The sequence below is a fragment of the Caulobacter sp. AP07 genome, assembly GCF_000281955.1.
Lineage (GTDB): Bacteria > Pseudomonadota > Alphaproteobacteria > Caulobacterales > Caulobacteraceae > Caulobacter.
In genome coordinates this window covers 19,328-37,523 of sequence record NZ_AKKF01000167.1, presented here as the reverse complement: position 1 = coordinate 37,523, position 18,196 = coordinate 19,328, and the positions used below count along the sequence as shown (strand labels likewise).

Annotated in this window: 15 protein-coding genes; 8 read left to right on the top strand and 7 right to left on the bottom strand. The window is 66.8% G+C overall.

Translation table 11 applies throughout. The features are described 5' to 3' along the window. The first annotated feature begins 1 nt into the window (after nt 1). On the top strand, nt 2–2,290 hold the full coding sequence (locus PMI01_RS14490) for an FdhF/YdeP family oxidoreductase (protein WP_007670011.1): 2,289 nt from the start codon (nt 2–4) through the stop codon (nt 2,288–2,290). 56 nt (nt 2,291–2,346) lie between these two features. On the opposite strand, the gene PMI01_RS14485 is transcribed toward PMI01_RS14490, so the two are convergent. From PMI01_RS14485 to PMI01_RS14475, 3 genes are all read right to left on the bottom strand, one after another. Next, complete coding sequence (locus PMI01_RS14485) at nt 2,347–3,705, bottom strand: NAD(P)/FAD-dependent oxidoreductase (protein WP_007670010.1); 1,359 nt, start codon at nt 3,703–3,705, stop codon at nt 2,347–2,349. Between the two features lie 200 nt (nt 3,706–3,905). Then, nucleotides 3,906–5,321: an APC family permease gene (locus PMI01_RS14480; protein WP_007670009.1), complete on the bottom strand. Its 1,416-nt coding sequence runs from the start codon at nt 5,319–5,321 to the stop codon at nt 3,906–3,908. 114 nt (nt 5,322–5,435) lie between these two features. Beyond that, nucleotides 5,436–6,272 carry a helix-turn-helix transcriptional regulator gene (locus tag PMI01_RS14475; protein ID WP_157223782.1) on the bottom strand — a complete coding sequence of 279 codons (837 nt, stop codon included), beginning with the start codon at nt 6,270–6,272 and terminating at the stop codon, nt 5,436–5,438. A gap of 318 nt (nt 6,273–6,590) precedes the next feature. On the opposite strand from PMI01_RS14475, the gene PMI01_RS14470 reads away from it, so the two are divergent. From PMI01_RS14470 to PMI01_RS14460, 3 genes are read left to right on the top strand one after another with little or no spacing between them, the layout of a single operon-like run. Next, complete coding sequence (locus PMI01_RS14470; protein ID WP_007670007.1) at nt 6,591–7,700, top strand: alpha/beta hydrolase family protein; 1,110 nt, start codon at nt 6,591–6,593, stop codon at nt 7,698–7,700. A gap of 11 nt (nt 7,701–7,711) precedes the next feature. Next, nucleotides 7,712–8,251 (top strand): VOC family protein, encoded by a 540-nt coding sequence (locus PMI01_RS14465; RefSeq protein ID WP_007670004.1) that lies wholly within the window; start codon nt 7,712–7,714, stop codon nt 8,249–8,251. Between the two features lie 19 nt (nt 8,252–8,270). After that, nucleotides 8,271–8,588, top strand: coding sequence for a 2Fe-2S iron-sulfur cluster-binding protein (locus PMI01_RS14460; protein WP_007670002.1), 318 nt, complete (start codon nt 8,271–8,273; stop codon nt 8,586–8,588). Nucleotides 8,589–8,755: 167 nt separating this feature from the next. Here PMI01_RS14460 and PMI01_RS14455 read toward each other — a convergent pair whose 3' ends face one another. Continuing rightward, nucleotides 8,756–9,865 (bottom strand): aromatic ring-hydroxylating oxygenase subunit alpha, encoded by a 1,110-nt coding sequence (locus PMI01_RS14455; RefSeq protein ID WP_007669999.1) that lies wholly within the window; start codon nt 9,863–9,865, stop codon nt 8,756–8,758. Nucleotides 9,866–10,036: 171 nt separating this feature from the next. Here PMI01_RS14455 and PMI01_RS26090 point away from each other — a divergent pair, with 171 nt between their 5' ends. Next, nucleotides 10,037–10,558, top strand: a complete 522-nt coding sequence (locus PMI01_RS26090) for a TetR/AcrR family transcriptional regulator (protein WP_051989966.1) — start codon at nt 10,037–10,039, stop codon at nt 10,556–10,558. 227 nt (nt 10,559–10,785) lie between these two features. On the opposite strand, the gene PMI01_RS14445 is transcribed toward PMI01_RS26090, so the two are convergent. From PMI01_RS14445 to PMI01_RS14435, 3 genes are all read right to left on the bottom strand, one after another. Further along, a complete protein-coding gene (locus PMI01_RS14445) occupies nt 10,786–10,974 on the bottom strand; it encodes a hypothetical protein (protein WP_007669993.1) in 189 nt (62 codons plus the stop codon). 89 nt (nt 10,975–11,063) lie between these two features. Continuing rightward, nucleotides 11,064–11,495: a thermonuclease family protein gene (locus PMI01_RS14440; RefSeq protein ID WP_007669992.1), complete on the bottom strand. Its 432-nt coding sequence runs from the start codon at nt 11,493–11,495 to the stop codon at nt 11,064–11,066. Nucleotides 11,496–11,552: 57 nt separating this feature from the next. Beyond that, nucleotides 11,553–12,752 carry an MFS transporter gene (locus tag PMI01_RS14435; RefSeq protein WP_007669990.1) on the bottom strand — a complete coding sequence of 400 codons (1,200 nt, stop codon included), beginning with the start codon at nt 12,750–12,752 and terminating at the stop codon, nt 11,553–11,555. A 260-nt stretch (nt 12,753–13,012) separates the two neighbouring features. Here PMI01_RS14435 and PMI01_RS14430 point away from each other — a divergent pair, with 260 nt between their 5' ends. The 3 genes from PMI01_RS14430 (at nt 13,013) to PMI01_RS14420 (ending at nt 18,143) form a co-directional block, all read left to right on the top strand. Continuing rightward, the gene (locus tag PMI01_RS14430) at nt 13,013–14,476 is read left to right on the top strand and encodes an amidase (RefSeq protein WP_007669984.1); all 1,464 of its coding nucleotides are present in this window, start codon (nt 13,013–13,015) and stop codon (nt 14,474–14,476) included. 109 nt (nt 14,477–14,585) lie between these two features. Continuing rightward, nucleotides 14,586–15,761: an aromatic ring-hydroxylating oxygenase subunit alpha gene (locus PMI01_RS14425; protein ID WP_007669982.1), complete on the top strand. Its 1,176-nt coding sequence runs from the start codon at nt 14,586–14,588 to the stop codon at nt 15,759–15,761. A 96-nt stretch (nt 15,762–15,857) separates the two neighbouring features. Then, a complete protein-coding gene (locus PMI01_RS14420) occupies nt 15,858–18,143 on the top strand; it encodes a TonB-dependent receptor (RefSeq protein ID WP_035036284.1) in 2,286 nt (761 codons plus the stop codon). Nucleotides 18,144–18,196 lie beyond the last annotated feature (53 nt).

Sequence of the window (18,196 nt, the reverse complement as noted above, 5' to 3'; positions counted from 1 at the left end):
CATGTCCGATGACACCATAGAAGGGGTTCGGCCCTATCATGGTCCCGCCGGCGGCTGGGGCGCGCTCAAGGCGGTGGGACGAGCCCTGGCCGACCAGAAGGCCGTCGTCGAAGGCGGACGCAGTCTTCTGCACGCCAACAAGCCCGACGGCTTTGACTGTCCCGGCTGCGCCTGGCCCGATCCCAAGCACACCGCCTCGTTCGAATTTTGCGAGAACGGCGCCAAGGCCGTGGCGTGGGAGGCCACCAGCAAGCGCGCGAGACCGGACTTCTTCGCCCGTCATAGCGTCACCGAACTGCTGAGCTGGAACGATCACGACCTGGAGGACGTCGGGCGCCTGACCCATCCCATGGCCTATGATCACGCCAGCGACCGCTATCTGCCGATTTCGTGGGCCGACGCCTTCGATCAGATCGGCGGCGCGCTGCGCGCTCTGGAGAGCCCCGACCAGGCCGAGTTCTACGCCTCGGGCCGGGCGTCCAACGAGGCGGCCTTTCTCTACCAGCTGCTGGGCCGCAAGTTCGGGACCAACAACTTCCCCGATTGCTCCAACATGTGCCACGAGCCGACCAGCGTGGCGCTGCCCGACTCCATCGGATTGGGCAAGGGGTCGGTCACCCTGGAGGATTTCGACCACGCCGACCTGATCCTGTGCTTTGGCCACAATCCCGGGACCAACCATCCCAGGATGATGGCGACCCTGCGCGAGGCCGCCCGGCGCGGCGCGGCGATCCTGGTGTTCAATCCCCTGCGGGAACGGGCGCTGGAGCGCTTCGCCTCGCCCCAGGATCCCAAGGAGATGGCGACCCTGACCGCCACGCCGATCGCCTCGCACTACTACCAGGTCGCGATCGGCGGCGACGCGGCCCTGGTCGAGGGCGTCATGAAATGCCTGGTGACCCGGGACGAGGAAGCGCGCCGATCCGGGGCCGAGCCCGTGCTCGACCATGGCTTCATCGCCGAGCACACCCTGGGCCTGGAGGCGCTGGCTGCCCATCTGGCGGGTCTGGAATGGCCGGCGATCGAGCAGAGATGCGGGCTCGAGCGCGCCCGCATCGAGGAGATCGCCACGATCTATGCGCGGTCCAAGGCCGCCATCCTCTGTTATGGCATGGGCCTGACCCAGCACCGCAACGCCTCCTCGTCGATCCATCAGTTGGCCAACCTGCTGCTGCTGCGCGGCAATATCGGCCGGCCGGGCGCGGGGATCTGTCCGCTCAGAGGCCATTCGAACGTGCAGGGCGATCGGACCGTCGGGGTCTGGGAAAAGCCCACCGAGGCGTTCCTGGCGGCGATGGACCGCGTGTTCGGCATCGTCTCGCCGCGGCGTCACGGCCATACGGTCGTCGAAGCCATCGAGGCGATGGAGCAGGGACGGGCCAAGGTGTTCATCGGCCTGGGCGGCAATTTCGCCATCGCCGCGCCCGATCCGGGCCGGACCTGCGCGGCCATGCGACGACTCGAGCTGAGCGTCCATGTCGCCACCAAGCTCAATCGCACCCATCTGCTGCAGGGGCGCGCCAGCCTGCTGCTGCCCTGCCTGGGCCGCACCGAGATCGATCTTCAGGCCGGCGGGCGCCAGGCGGTGACCGTCGAGGACTCCATGTCGATGGTCCATGCCTCGCGAGGCCTCAACACCCCGGCCGCCGACACCCTGTTGTCGGAGCCGGCGATCGTGGCCGGCATGGCGCGCGCCGTCTTCGGGCCGGACGACCCGGTGCCTTGGGAAGACCTGGTGGCCGACTACGACCGCATCCGCGCGCTGATCGAAGCGGTGCTGCCCGAGCTCTTTTCCGGCTACAATGACAGGATCCGCGTACCGGGCGGCTTTCGCCTGCCGGTCGGCCCGTCCGAGCGGGTTTGGAAGACGGCCAGCGGCAAGGCCCATTTCCTGCCGCTGGCGCCCGCCGCCGATCCGCGCCGCGGCCAGGGCGACGTCCTGCTCCTGACCACCTTGCGCAGTCACGACCAGTACAACACCACCATCTACGGCAATGACGACCGCTATCGCGGCGTGTTCGGCCGGCGCGACGTGGTCTTCGTCAATCCGGCGGACTTGGCGGCGCGCGGCCTGAAGGCCGGCGACCTCATCGATCTGGTCGCCGCGTTCGCGCCGAGCGGGCAGCGAGCGGTCCGCGGCATGGTCGCCGTGGCGATGGACCTGCCGCGCGGCTGCGTGGCGGCCTATTATCCGGAGACCAACGCCCTGGTGGGGCTGGACGATCGCGACGAACGCAGCGGCACCCCGGCCTACAAGTCCGCGCCCGTCAGGCTGTCGGCCGCCGCCTAGGCCCAGACGCGGTTCGAGGCCTTCGGCGTCGCGGGACCGCGCCGAAGGCGCCGCGCCTAGCCGTCCTTGGTCGATGCGGCGGCGTCCGAAAACCGGCCCAGCCGGAAGTCCTTGAGATCGAAGTCCGCGGTCTCGCCGGTCATGTCCGCCGCCATCGCCTTGCCGATCGCCGGTCCCCAGCTCAGGCCCATGGCGCAGCCCGTGGCGATGTGGAAGCCGGGGATCTGGTCCACCGGGCCCAGGATCGGCGCGCCGTCCGGCGTCAAGGTCAACGGGCCCGACCAGGTCTCGGCGACGGTGGCGGCGGCCATTTCCGGGAAGACCTTGGCGTTGTCGGCCAAGGACCCTTGGGCCACCGGCGCGGTGACGCCCGAAAGCACGCGCAGCATCTCGAACGGCGAGGTCTTGCGCGGATCCCAGCGACGCGCCAGGCGAAGATCGTTCCAGGCGTCGCGGCCGAAATCGAACTTCGCCCCGCCCATCATCTTCATCAGCGGCGCGAAGCGCTTGTAAAGCTTGACGCCGTCTCGCGTCGCCGGAGCGCGCACGCCCGTCACCCCACCCAGGGAATAGCCCCCGTCGATCTGGCTACGCCAGGCCCACAGGTGCTGCCCGCCCGATCCGATCGGCCCCGGCGTCACGCTGGTGCGGCCCATGGACATGATCACATAGAGCTGGGGAACGTCGACGCCGAGATTGCCGCAGAACAGCCGCGACCAGCTGTTGGCCGCGCAAAGCACGGTCGAGGTCTTGATGTAGCCCTTCTCGGTGAAAACGCCCGTCACGCGGCCGGCGGCCAGGTCCAGACCGCGCACGGCGCAGTCGGTCACGATGCGCGCGCCGGCCCGGCGCGCGGCCTCGGCGACCTTGGCGGTGGCGATGATCGGCTCGATGCTGCCGTCGGTCGGCGACAACAGGCCGCCGGCGAACCGGCGGCTGGCGGTCGGAAGGCGTTCGGCGACCTCCTGGCTGGTGAGCATGCGCGTGCCGGCCCCGGCGAAGTCGCGCGCGCCGTCCAGCCACGCCTGGTGCAGGGCCAGGTCTTCTTCGGTGTCGGCCAGGTGCAGGATGCCGTGTTGCCGGTAGCCGGTTTCCCCGATTTCCGACTGCAGGCCCGCCCACAGCGCCTTGCTCTGGTTCAGGATCGGCGCGATCGAGGCCTGAAGCTCCATCTCGGTGATCCAGCCAAAGGCGCGGCTGGACGACTCGCAGGCGATCTCGGCCTTCTCGCAGAGCACGACGGGGATCTTCCGCAGGGCCAGGTAGTAGGCCGTGGCGGCCCCCAGGATTCCGCCGCCGATGATCACCACCTCGCTCTGGGCGGGCAGGTCCTGATCGCCGACGAACGCCGCCCCGCGAAGCAGGCCATAGGGCGTCTGCCGCGGCGCGGGCAGGGGTAGGATCGGTGCGGACAAGGTCATCCCCTCGGGTTTGGCGCAGGTATGCGGATCACCGCGATCACGCTGGGCGGCGAACCGCGACAAACCTTGCCAAGCCCGCGCCCCTGGCGCTGTACCCCTGCGGAGTGACGCTCACCCAGGCGTCAGGGTCATCGCGGATCAAGCCGCCGAACGGCCGAACCTGGACGACGGCCTGGCGATCGGCCAAAGCGATCCTAGGGCTGGAGCGCCGGCGCTTCGACCAGCTTCAGGGCGCGCTTCTGCCCAAGGACGGCCCCCGCCGCGCCGACCGCCAGGATCAGCAGGGGCAGGACATAGATCGCCTTGCTGGACGATCCGGCCAGAACGTCGAAGTGAACCGTGGCCAAGCCGGCGATGCCCGCGAAGGCGATGAAGGCCAGCGCGCTCAACACGATGGTGAGCCGCATGTGAGGACGCTTGGCGGCGAGGTGACGGACGGCGGCGGCCGAACTGAGCGCCATCAGGACGACGATGCCCAGAGTGGCGACCGCCGAGGGCAGGGTGAAGACCACGAGGATCGGATCGGCGCGGCTGGCGGCCAGCAGGATCAAGGCCCCGGCCGCCAGGCCCGTCTGGGTCATGGAGCCGATATGCGGGCTGGCGAACCGCTCGTGGGTCCGGGCCAGGACCTTGGGCAGCAGACGCCCGCGCCCCATGGCGAAGAAGTAGCGGGCGATGGCGTTGTGAAAGGCCAGCAGGCTCGCATAGGCGCTGGTGACATAGAGAACGCGCATGGCCAGGACCAGCGGTTGGCCCGAATAGCGCTCGGCCAGGGTAAATAGCAGGCTGGTGGGATCGCTCGCCTGGGTCAGCATCGGCATCAGCCTATCGACGCCCGCGCCATTGACGATGGCCCAGGTCGAGAACGCATAGAAGACGCCGATCAGCAGAACCGAGGCGTAGGTCGCCAGGGGGATGGTGCGCTGCGGATCACGGGCTTCCTCGCCGTAGATCGTCGTGGCTTCGAAGCCGACGAAGGCGGCGAAGCACAGCATCAAGCCCGTGGCGGGCGACCCGCCCGCCACGATTCCCGGCTCGAACGCCCGCAGGTTCAGCCCCGCATCGCCGCCCGCGTGGGTGATCGCCAGGTCCAGCGCCAGAACCACCAGATATTCGCCGGCCACCAGCAGCCCCAGAACCTTGGCCGAAAGGTCCACCTGCCGGTAGCCCAGCAGGCCGATCGAGACCATCGCCAGCCCGGCATAGGTCCACCAGGGCAGGTGGATGTGGGTCACCGGTTCGATGAGGCCCTGGGCCGCGGCCCCAAACAGGCCGTAGAGGCCGATCTGGATGGCGTTGTAGCTCAGCAGGGCGATCAGGCCCGCCGCGCCCCCGGCGGCCCGGCCCAGGCCAAAGGCGGTGAAGGCGTAGAAGGCGCCGGCGTTGCGCACGTCGCGCGCCATGGCCGTATAGCCGGCCGAAAAGGCCAGCAGGACCAGGGTCGCGGCGACGAACAGCGCCGGTATGCCCGGGCCGTTGCCAAACATCATCGCGATCGGAATGCCGCCGGCCATGGCGACGAGGGGCCCGGCAGCCGAGACGACGAAAAAGGCGATCGCCAAGGGTCCCAGGGCGCCCTGGCGCAGTTCGCCGTCATTGGAGTGGGCCATGCGCTAATCCCGACCAGTCATGGCCAGACTATCGAGACCCGTCCGGGGACGGTCGATGCTCTTACAAGGTGACCCGTCTTGGCGGTTCGAAAAGCGCGTCGCGCCCGCTCGGCCTCAGTGGGCCAGGCGGGACTGAAACTCGCGCACGCTGGAGAAATAGCGTGTGAAAAGCTCGTTCTGGCTGGAAATGCCCATCTTGGCGTAGGCGCGCTTGCGGTGCGTGGCCACGGTGTTGGGGGAGATCGCGCAATTGAGGCTGATGGCCAGGGTGGAATAGCCCAGCACGATGCCGGCGCAGATCTCGGCCTCGCGCTTGCTGAGGCGATGGGGCCCGTTGAACAGGACGTTGGACAGGTGCTCCAGGGTGCGGTCGCGAACCTCCGCGGAGGTCGCGCCGTGCGTGGCCAGACTGAAGCCATCGCCGTTGCAGGGCGAGAAAAGCTCGCTGTGGCGATGCAGCGCCTTGGTGATGAAGCCCGACAGGGCGTTGATGGTCTGCATTTCCTGCAGATCAAATTGCCGGGCGTCGGCCTTGCGGTAGAAGCTGGCGTAATAGAGCGTGCCGCCGGCGTCGCCCTTCATCACCATCTCCTGCGCGATGGCCGGAAACTCGTAATAGTGACGACGAAAAAGCTCGTTCTTGATCTCTTCGCTCTGGATGACATAGGCGCCGTTGCTCGACACATGTCGGGATATCACGTTGGGGTCTTCGAGATAGCCGCCAGAGACATAGTCCTGAGCCAGCTGACGCGTCGAATAGGGGCGCTCGTTGCGGCCTTCGGCGATCAGGGGCTTGGGCTTGTTGGAGCGCTGGAACGAAAAGACCGTGCATTCCTCGATGTTCAGCAGATCGCGAAACACGTCGTAATAGGTCATGGCGAAGTTTTCGGACCCGATCGAGGCCGTCAGGTCGCCCAGTCGATCCAACTCACTGGTGCCGTGAATACGCAACGTTTCCCCGCTTTCGTCACACGCCGTACTCAAGCGGCGCATATATTTTTCACGCATGCTAGTCCCGGCGGGGGGGGTGTCAAGCGGCGGGCGGGGCGTGCGCTCAGGACCGCAAATCCCCATCCCGGATGATCAAAGCTTGGGCGAACCGAGCTTTGGAGCGTTACTCGCGCCCCGGCTGCGGCCGGGGTGAGACGATCCGTCTCAGGCCGTCTCAGGCGCGCGGCGGTCGCGGCGCCCATCACCCTCCAAGGGGATAGGGACGCGGGAGGAGCTGGGGCAAGGAAGGTTCCATTGCGTTCGTAATCGGAACCTTCAATGGAAGCCGTCCTCATCGATGTGGCAGCCGGCTCGGCTCACGAGAGCCAGTCCGGACTTCAGCTCATCAGGCCCAGAATCTGGGGCGCCTTCCATCGCGCGCCGGGCAAGGTGGCGGCCATCGTCATTCATCCGACCTCGAACTTCATGCACCACTACCTGCTGGAGCCCCTGGCTCGGCGCGGGGTCGCCACCCTGGGACTGAACACGCGCTACATGGGCAGCGACGTGGCGCTCATCCTCGAGCGCGCCATCCAGGACCTCGGCGCGGGCGTGCGCTGGCTGCACGAGCAGGGCTATGAGCGCGTGTTGCTGATCGGCAGCAGCGGGGGCGCGGCGTTGGTGACGCTGTACCAGAGCCAGGCCGAACGTCTGGACATCACCGAGACCTGCGCCGGCGACCCGATCGATCTGACGCCGGCGGACCTGCCGCCGGCGCAGGGGATCGCCTTGAGCGCCGCCCATCTTGGCCGATCGCGCCTGATGGCGCAGTGGATCGACCCGTCGCTGATCGACGAACACGATCCGCTCTCGACGGATCCCGAGCTAGACATGTTCAACCCGCGGAACGGACCGGGCTATTCGGCCGCGTTCCTGGCGCGATATCGCGCCGCTCAGCACGAGCGGCTCGATCGCCTCGAGGCGTGGACCCGCAGCAAGCTGCGCCAACTGCGCAGCCTGCCCGACGGCCCCACGGACATGGCGTTCGTCGTCCATCGCACCCTGGCCGATCCGCGTTGCCTGGACCCCTTGCTCGACCCCAACGACCGCCCGCCCGGCGTGACGCTCTGGGGCCCGCCCCGACAGCAGAACTTCGCGGCCAACAGCATGGGGCGCTACACCTCCCTGACGGCTTTCCTCAGCCAATGGGCGCGGTGCAGCCGCGGCGACGGACCGGCTCGCTTGGCGCAGACCTCGGTGCCGGTCATCCACGCCGAGCACACCGCCGATGCCTCGACCTTCCCCAGCGATCGCGACGAATGGCTCGCCGCGGCGCAAGGCCGGGTGCGCAGCTTCGCGCTGAAGGGCGGCAACCACTATCTGAGCGGTCAACCCGACCTGGTTGATCAACTGTCCGACGAGTTCGCCGCCTTCGCGGCTTCATTGTAGGGACGATCACGATGGACCTTAAGATCGAGCGCCTCAACCATTTCGCCTGGCGTTGTCGCGACGCCGAGGAGACTCGGGCCTTCTACGAGGATCTGCTGGGCCTGCCGCTGGCCCATGTCATCCGGGCCGATCATGTCCCCTCGACGGGCGAGTACTGCCCCTACACCCACATCTTCTTCAAGATGGCCGACGGCTCGTTCGTCGCCTTCTTCGATCTGGGCGACGACATCGCGGCCGAGCCCTCGCCCAACACCCCGGCCTGGGTCAATCATATCGCGCTGCAGGTGCCCGACCGCAGCCACCTTCTGGCGGCCAAGGCCCGTCTCGAGGCCGCGGGCGTCGAGGTCCTGGGCATCACCGACCACCACATCATCGAGTCGATCTACATGTTCGACCCCAATGGCTTGCGGGTCGAACTGACCACCTGGCTGGTCGATCAGGACCACATGGACAAGGCCGCGCTCCGGGCGCGCACGGACCTCGACGCCTGGACCCGAGAAAAGCGCGCCAAACTCGATGACAACGCCGCCGGCCAACACGCCGGCCGCTAGACCACAGGACCCATTGCGTATGCCCAAACTGATCGTGACCACCCGGGAGGGCGTCGAAAGCGTTGTCGAAGGCGCCGAAGGCGTCTCGGTGATGGAGGTCATTCGCGACAGCGGCTTTGACGAGCTTCTGGCCTTGTGCGGGGGGTGCTGTTCGTGCGCGACCTGCCACGTCTATGTCGATCCGGACTCCGCGGGCTCGCTGCCGCCCCTGAGCGAGGACGAGAACGACCTCCTCGACAGCTCCGATCACCGCCAGGAGCGGTCGCGGCTATCGTGCCAGCTGCGTTTCAGCCAAGCCCTGGAAGGCCTGCGCGTGACGATCGCGCCGGAAGACTAGGCAACCGCTTTCTCGGCAAACTCTTGGGCCGCCTCTCGTGGGCGGCCCTCTTTTTTTGCCGCGATCGCGCCCTTCGTCCCTGCCCGGCCCCGGGGCCGCTCGCGCGGCGGCCAAGCGACAAGCGCTCGCCCCGGCCTGGACCGCGGCGAGCGCCGGCCATCGCCGTCCTAGTCGGCGGCCATCATCGTCTTGTAGAGGCCCAGCGCCCCGCCAACCCCAGCCTCGCGGTGAGCCAGGTGCGGCCCCGGCGTGAACCGCCGCGAACTGACGCCGCGCGCGTTGCGCTCGGCGAAGACGCCATCCTCCAGATTGGTCACGTGGAAGACCTCGATCAGCGCGGGCACCTCGTAGTCGACGCCCTCGACCGCGTCCTCGTGGACGTACCATTCGCAGATCAGCTGGCTCTGGGTCGCGCTCAGCGGCGTGAGTTCGAGCGACACGGCGTGATCGGCGAAATAGACCGGACCGCAGAACATCGGCATCAGCAAGAAGCCGGTGCTGAAACCGTCGGGCGGCGCGGTTCCCAAGGGCTTTTGACAGACCCGACGCCCGGTCATGGAGAAGGTCGCCATGCCGTCTCGCAACGGGAAGGCCTGGTCCGAGGGCGTGTCGGAAAAGAACCCTTGGAAATCGCACGCGATCGCCAGGGACGGGTGGCCCCCGTGTCCGCAGTGATAGCACTCGGCGTTGTTCTCCAGCATCGTCTTCCAGTTGGCCGCGATCACATAGGTCTCCTGGTGGGCCAGTTTCAGCCGCTCGGAGCCGACCGTCTTCAGAGCGGCCTCGTCGCTGGCCGGGCCCAGCACGTCGGCCAGGGCGGGGGGCTCGTCCTCGCCGAGCCAGACATAGATCCAGCCGTGAAAGGTGTCGCAGCGCGCTTCATGCAGCGGATAGTCGGCGTAGCTGAACGGCGAGCCGTCCTTGGCGCCGGGAACGGTGCGCAGCCGTCCGGCCAGGTCGTAGGTCCACCTGTGGTAGGGACAAACGAAACCCTGGGCGCGGCCGCAGTCGCCGTCTTCGAGCAACCGCGACCCGCGGTGGCGGCAGACGTTGAAATAGGCGCGCACCCGGCCTTCGCCGTCGCGCGTCAGGATGAGGCTCTCGGGCCCGACCTGACGGACATAGTAGTCGCCGCTGGCCTTCAGCGACGAGCTGTGACCGGCCAGCAGCCATTGGCGACCCAGGACCTTTCGAAGCTCCTCCTCGTAGACCGCTTCGGAGACGTAGGCGTCTCGGGACAGGTTGGTGAAGGTTTCGGGACGCGAGGCGGCGGACATGGATGGCTTCCGATCCATTGAAGGTGAAAAGGTGAACCTTAAAATGGCACATTTATGTGCCATATTCAACGGGCCAGTGACAGTCGCGGGGCGAACCGATAGCTCTCGCGGCGAGCGAGGCCGCAAGGCGGGAATGGCGTGACGCGAAAGCGAACAGAATTGATCCGTGGTTTGGCCCGGGCCCTGGTCGACCATCCCGGCGCGACCTATCAGGACCTAGCCCCGCACGCCGGCATCAGCCGCAGGACCCTCTATCGGGTAGCCGCCTCGCGCGAGGCCTTGTTGGACTTGCTGCGCCAGGAAGCCCATCTGGCCACCGCGCGCGCGCTCGACGCGGCGGGCCTGGCCGATGGCGATCCACAACAGGTTCTGGCCGCCCTGACCCTCGATTTCCTGGAGGACGCGGCGCTCTACAGTTTCTGGATCGAGGAGGGCGCGCCGCGGCCTCGTCCGGGACAGATGCCGCCCGCCGACCCGGTCATGGACGACTATCGCGCACGCATGATCGGCTTTTTCCGTCGTGGCCAGGCGACCGGAGCCTTTCGGGACGATCTTGGAGCCGACTGGCTGCTGCGAACCTACGATGCTCTGCTGATGGCGGCCGGGACGCTGAGCCAAGAGAGCAGCGCCGATCCTTCAAGCCTGCGCCGCTTGGTGATGGCCAGCTTCATCGCAGGCGCGGGGCGAGGTTGACGCTCGCGCCCTGGCCTCCAGTCCAGCCCGGACGGCGGTGTGGCGGTGGCTCCCAGGACGATGGTGTTGGCGGTGCCGTAACGGCTCAGCCCTCCCGACGCGCAAGCTGAGATCCATCGCGGCCTGGTCGATGACGGACCAGACCCAGCGGATCTTTCCCGCATCATATTCGTAGATCAGGTTCTCAAAACGAAATCCGTCGGCCGTTGCCGTCCAGATCGCGAGCGCTAGATTTCGAGCGGCTGGAAACTGGCCGGGTCCAGACCCTCGGGCACGCCCCGGACATAGAGACCCTCGGCATGGTGGCGTGCGAAGTCCTCGACCTCGTAAACCTGGCCGTTGAAAACGCCGAGATGGGGCAGGTCCGCGCCCGTGCGCAGCACCTGTTCTCCGGGCTCGAAGGTCCGCTCGATCATGCTGGGTCTCCCGTCCTCGTCCAGTCTCGCGGTCGATAACGCCTTGGGTCCGGATTGGTCGGCGGCCGTCGCCCTCACGAATTCGTGGGTCAGGGCGTGACGGGTTGTTTCGGCTGAACGGGCTGGGGGGCGGCCCACGCACCCCGGCCCTCGGCGCGGGCCTTCGCCTCCGCTGCCGAATACAGGCCTTTGCTGTAGCGGCGATACTCGGTGGCGTAGCCCGATCGGATCAGCGCCGCGTTCAGGTCAGGCGACGCGTCCGACCAGCATCGACCCACGAACCGGCCGTAGCGGTCCCTGTCGACGAAGCGGTAGCCGGCCCGTCCTCGCGTCAGGCGCACGAGTTCGTCACGCGCCTCATAGGCCAGGGGTTCGGCCGGCGTCGCGCCGCGGCGGACTTCCGGGGCGTCGACGCCGAACAGCCGAACACTTTCAGACCCGCAGCGCAGCGTGTCGCCGTCATGAACCTTGGGCGCGTTGCAAGCGATGATCGCGGCGGCGAGGAGCAGGGAAACAGGCATGTGTCCGCCTTATCGTGCTTCGCATCCGCTGGCAGCCGCCGAGATCGAAGGCCGGCGCTACTCGGCCGGCAAGGGCTGCGCAAGATGGATTTTGGTCGAGCGGTCCACATAGATGAAGATCCCGATCACCAGCATGGTCAGCACCACCATGATCTCGCCGATGATCCCCAGACCGACCGTCGACAAGGCCAGGCCGCCGACGAACGGCCCCAGCGCGGTGGCGTAGAAGAAGGCGCTGCTGACATAGCCCGCCGCCTTTCCACCGCCGTCCAAAACGATCGCCGCGCCGCTCAGATAGGGCATCATGAAATAGATCGCACTGATGTTGATGCAGACGGCGACCCGAAACATCAGTTCGCTGGGATGGGAGGTCAGGACGTAGATGGCCCCGGCGATCGCGACCATGGCCAGGGTGAACGGCGCCGAACGGCCGAAGCGGTTGCCAAACAGGGCCGGCGCGGCCACGCCCACGATGGACGAGAAGATCGCGAAGGAAATCGCCGCGTTGACCACGGCCGGCGCCATGCCGATCTGCTCGCCGATCACCGCGTACAGACCCCAGACCGCACCGCTGGCCAGGACCACGATCGCGGTCACGAGGATCAGCAACAGGGTGTTGAACTTGGCCGCGCGGCGCGTGGTCTCGTGGGCGTGAGGCACGCTCATCTCCGCGGCCCTGTCGAAGCTGGCCATCGGCGGCAGGATCAGCAGCACCGGCCCCAAGACCAGGATCACGCCGAAGATCATGGTGAAGGGCGTCGCGGCGGGGATCAGGTGGCCCACGAGCGGGTAGAGCCCGACCAGGATCCCGCCGAAGACCAGGTTCATGACGCCAAACTGCGCCAGAGCCTTGTCGGGATCCTTGAAATTGGCGGCAACGATGTTGGAGATCATCACGGTGGAGCCAAAGCCCAGGCCCACCAGAAGTCGCGACACGAAAAGCAACCAGATCTGATCGGCGTAGATGGTCGCCAGGGAGCCGACCGCGGCCAGGACGAGACCGATGATCGCCGACCTTTGGGCCAGAACGCGGGGCACGAAGCGCGCCGCCAGCATGGCGCCCGTCGCCATCGCGCCCATCTCGACGGTCAGCATCAAGCCGGCTGTGGCCTCGTGCAGGTGCTTGTCGCTGGCGAGATACTGAAAGATCAGCGGCTGCATCCACGAGGTGCTGCTGGCGATGCAGGTTCCCGTCGCCGCAGCGATGAAACAGCGAAGATGCGTCAGGCGTGAAACGGCGGCGGGCGAAAGGCTCATCGTGAACTCCGGGATCAACGCTCTCCGATAACACGGGTGTCGAAGCGGCCTCGTAACCTCCAAGTATGACAAGCTGCGGGAGCCCCTGACCCGCGAGCGGAAGGATTCGCCGTCCGGCGATCTGGCCGCGCGCGTCCCTCTACAAGGGGACTGCTTGTTAGGCCTGGCTCGGAAACAGTCACCGCCAAGGCGGCGGACGATCGCCCGCCCACCCAGGTCGCTCTTGGAGCGGACCGCATTTTCTTCAGGGAGATCCAAGCATGGACGAGGCGCTTCATTGGCTGGACGCGACCGAGATCGCCGAACGCATCCGGACGGGGCAGGTCACGGCCGCCGCGGTCCTGGAGCACTATCTGGAGCGGGTCGCCCGCATCAATCCGATCCTCAACTGCATCGTCGCCCTCGACGAGACCGGCGCGCGGGCCCGGGCCGCCCAGGCCGACGCGGCCCTGGCGCGCGGCGAGCTTTGGGGACCGCTGCACGGCGTGCCGATCACCATCAAGGACACCTTCGAGGTGGTCGGCATGCCCTGCACGGCGGGATCGCCGTTCCTGAAGGATCACCGGCCCACGCAGAACGCCACCCCCGTCCAGCGTCTGCTTGACGCCGGCGCGATCATCTTCGGCAAGACCAACGTCCCGGTGTTCGCCGCCGACCTGGCGACCGACAACCCGTTGCATGGCGTGACCGGCAACGCCTGGGATCCCAGCCGGATCGCCGGCGGATCTTCGGGCGGTAGCGCCGTCGCCCTGGCCGCCGGGCTGACGAGCCTGGAACTGGGCAGCGACTTTGGCGGGTCCAGCCGCAACCCCGCCCACTACAACAACGTGTTTGGCATGCGTCCCAGTTGGGGGACGATCTCCGGCATCGGCCATATCCCCGGCATGCCGGGCTCCCTGACCGTCGACGAGATCGGCACGCCCGGACCCATGGCGCGCAGCGCCCGCGATCTGCGGTTGGCGTTCGACATCGTGCGCGGGGGCGAGCCGCGCTTTGGCTGGGTCTCCAAGCCGGAGTTGCCGGACGCGCCGATCACCGACCTGGGCGCGCTCAGGGTCGCGCTCTGGATGGACGATGAGATCGCGCCGGTCGACAGGGCCGTCAGCGTGGTGCTCGAGCGGGCGCTCGAAGCGCTGAAGGTCGCCGGCCTGACCCAGCAACAGGCCGCCAAGCCCGATTTCGACGTTCAAGCCGCCTATGATCTCTATATCCGGATGGGCGGCGCGATCACCGGGGCGGGCACGCCGCCCGACCAGCGCGAGGCGCTGCGCAAGACCCTGGACGCCTACGATCAGGCGGGCGTCAACGACAGCGACGTCCAGCGCACGCGCGGCGTCCTCTGCTCCTTCGCCGACTTCGTTCAGGACAGCCAGTTGCGCGGCGAGATCCGGGTCAAATGGGCCGAATATTTCGAGCGGTACGACATCATGTTGTCGCCGATCATCGGCCTGCCGGCCATCGAGCACGGCCCGAACTATTTTGGCCGCACCATCACCATCAACGGCCAAAGCCATATGGGCCGCGATCAGCTGTTCTGGGCCGCGCACCAGGCCCTGGCCAACCTGCCCGGCGTGGTTTTCCCGGCCGGCTTCACCGATGACGGCCTGCCGATCGGCCTGCAGGTGACCGCGCCCTACCTGCAGGACTATCGGGCCATTCGGGTCGCCGAACGGCTCGCCGCCGCGCTCGGCTTCGCCGAGCGACATCCCGCCGACCGGGCCTGACCCGGGCCGCCAGGCCCCGGCTGTCGCTTCACAAGGGTATCGTGAGATCGGCGCCGGGCGCCCATGCTGCAGATCAAGAACACCCGCTCTGCAGGTTAGGAAGCCCAAAATGTCCTCAGTTTCGCAGTCCCACGGCACCGGTCTGACGGCGGCCCAGATCGCGGCGGTCCGCGCGCCCCTGTCCCGCGCCTCGCTCCTGCCGGCCACCGTCTACAGCGATCCGGAAATCTTCCGCCTCGAGAAGGAACGGATCTTCGCCAGGACCTGGCTGCCGGTCTGCCACATCAGCCAGATCCGTGAGCCGGGCAGCTTCGTCTCCCGTCAGCTGGCGGGCGAGGCGATCATGGCGCTGCGCGGCCGCGAAGGTGAAATCCGGGTGATGTCCAACGTCTGCCGCCATCGCAACACCACGCTGGTCGACGGCGAGGGTCAGTGCAAGGGCAACCGGATCATCTGCCCGTATCACGGCTGGACCTATGGCCTGGACGGCCAGCTCCTGGCCGCACCGTTCATGGACCAGGCCGAGGATTTCGCCCGTCGCGAAATCAAGTTGCCGGAGTTTCGCCACGAGGTCTGGCACGGCTTCGTGTTCGTCAATTTCGACGCCGACGCCCAGTCGCTGGCCGAGCAGATGGTCGAGTTCGAGCCGCTCGTCGCGCCCTATCGCTACGAAGACATGGAAGCCTTCGAGATGCGGCGCTCCACCGTGCCGTGGAACTGGAAGATCTCGCTGGAAAACTTCAGCGAGGCCTATCACCAGCCCTGGGTGCACACCAACACCGCCGAGAAGGGCTTTCCCGCCGCCCTGGCCGAATATCTCGACGCGAACGGTCCCTACAGCGCCTTCTTCCTGCCCGAGGAAAAGGGCGAGCACATCAAGACCTTCACGCCGCCTCACGCCGACATGCCCGACGCGTTTCTGCGGCGCGTGATGGTGTTCAACGTCTACCCTTACATGCACGCCCTGACGGATCCGGCCACGCCGATCTTTCTGGACTTCAACATCAAGAACGAGAACGAGCACGAGCTCGTCTGGCACGTGCTGCTGCCCAAGGGCAGCAGCCAGAAGCCGGACATCCTCGACGATGTGAAGTTGTTCGGCAGCTTTATCGAACCGGTGCTGCTGGAAGACATCAGCGTCTGCACCGGGGTCGGTCGCGGCGTTCAGTCCCGCTTCGTCACGCAGGGACGCCTGTCGCACATGGAGAAGCCGCTCCACCAGTTCCACAACTGGTGGCTCGACCACATGCTGGTCGAGAATTCGGAGCGGATCGCAGCCGAATAATACTTCGTAGAGCTTCGGCGAATGCTAAAACAATCAACAATAAGGGGACGGAATATGATGTTCTATTCAAGGCATACCAAGTCTGTTGCTTTAGCTTTGCTGCTCTGCACCTCGCACGCCGCTCTGGCGCATGCGGCCGGTCCGGCGGTCGCGGCCGCCCAGGATCAGCCCGCCGCGCCGGCGGCGGGCCAGAAGGACGATGTGACCTGGCTTCCGGACGTCATCGTCACCGCGACGCGGCGCTCGACCAACGTCCAGGAGGTTCCGATCGCGGTCTCGGCGATCGGCGGCGAGGCGCTGGCCGCCCGCGGGATCACCGATCCTCGGCAATTGTCGAACCTGGCGCCCAACCTGATGGTCGATCAGGGCCTGGGCGGGGGCCAGACCCACGTTTCGATCCGCGGGCAGACCAGCACCTCGTTCGCCCTGGAAGCCTCCAGCCCCGCGGCCCTCTATCTCGACGACGTCTACCAGGTCTCGCAGTTCGGGGTGGGCACGCAGGTTTTCGATCTGGACCGCATCGAGGTCCTGCGCGGTCCGCAGGGCACGCTGTTTGGCAAGAACACCACGGCCGGCTCGGTCAACTATTTCTCGGCCGCGCCGAAGTTCAAGGACGAAGGCTACATCACCCTGGACGCCGCCGGCGGCGACTACCGGCGCTACAGCCTGGAGGGCATGTTCAACAAGGCGATCTCCGACACGCTCGCGGTGCGGGCCAGCGGCCGCATCGACCATCGCGGCTCGTATGTCGACAACCTCTACGACGGCAGCAAGCTGGGCGAATACACCAGCTATAACGGCCGTGTCATCGTGGCCTGGCGTCCGACCGACGACACCCAGGTCAGCCTCAAGGTCTATGCCCTGAAGAGCAACGGCGATGGGCCCGTCTATATCGCCCGAGGCTATTTCGGCGATCCCTGCTCCAATCCCGGCGTCGCCGGCTATTTCGGCTGCAACGCCAGCGGCCAACCCTCGCCGATCAGCCGCGACAGCCGGAAAACCTATTCCGAGGTCCCGACCTATGAGAAATGGGACAATTACGGCGCCACCCTGAAGATCGAGCAGTCGCTGGGCGACTACGTCCTGACCTCGATCACCGGCGCCCAGTCGGGCCACTACAAGGCCGCGACCAATGACGACGGGCTGGGCAGCGACTTCTTCCACTCCCATCAAACCGGCTTCCAGACCCAGGCCAGCCAGGAGCTGCGGCTGGCGACGCCCGTCACCAAGCCGCTACGCGCGGTGCTGGGTCTCTACTACCAATACGACCGGATCCGCGCCGTCCAGGGCTCGCTGTCGACGCGCTCGCCGCAACCCGACCAATACGTGCAGATGAACGACGGAACGTCCGCGACGAGCACCAGCGCCGCCTTCGGCTCGGTGACCTTCGACGTCAGCAAGCAGTTTTCGTTGATCGGGGGTCTGCGCTATTCCCACGAGCGCAAGAAGGCTTCCAACTTCCGAGCGCTGAGGCTGTTCAACTTCGCCAATCCGGGCCGGGTGATCGACGACCGCTATTTCGACATGGGCTACGGCCTGGCGCGGTATGAGCCCTTGCTCGGCGACACGTTCGAAACCTTCTACGGCGCGGACACCTGGAACAAGCTGACCTGGGACGCGACGGCCAACTACAAGCCCACCGACGACCTGCTGATCTACGCCAAGATCGGCACGGGCTTCCGCTCGGGTGGGTTCTTCCCGGCCCCGGCCGGCTCGGCCAGCGAATATGTCTCGCTCAGCCCCGAAACCGTGACCTCGCGCGAAATCGGCTTCAAGAGCGAATGGGCCGGCGGCCGCCTGCGCGTCAACGGCGACGTCTACAAGGCCGACTACAAGGACATGCAGATCCAGACGGCCAATCAGAACACTTCCGGCCTGGGCTTTTCCAACGCCTCTTCGGCCTCGATCAAGGGCGCGGAACTGGAAGTCGAGGCCGCCCTGGCCGAACGCCTGATCCTGTCGACCTCGGTGGGCTACAACAAGGCCGTCTACAACGACTATCTGACCCTGGTCGCCGGCCTCCCCGTCAACCTGTCGGGCAATCCGCTGCCCTATGCCCCGTCGTGGACGAGCAACGTCGCCCTGTCCTACAGCTTCCCCGTCGGCAATGGCCGCGACATCGGCCTCAGAACCGACTGGAGCTACCGCTCCAAGTACGCCTTCGACTCGTTCAATGTCGCGGTGACCCAAGATCCGTCGCGAACGATCGGCAATGCGCGCATCACCTACGGCCCGGAAACCGGAACCTGGGAACTGGCCGCCTATGTCGACAACATCACCGATCACGATCAACGGGTCTTCACGTTCAACCAGACCTATGTGGCGCCGACCATCTACGGGCCGCGGCGGACCTGGGGCGTGCAGGCCAACTACAGGTTCTAGGTGACTTGGGCCGCTCGCCCCGGCGGGCGGCCCGCTCTTCGGTCAAGACATTG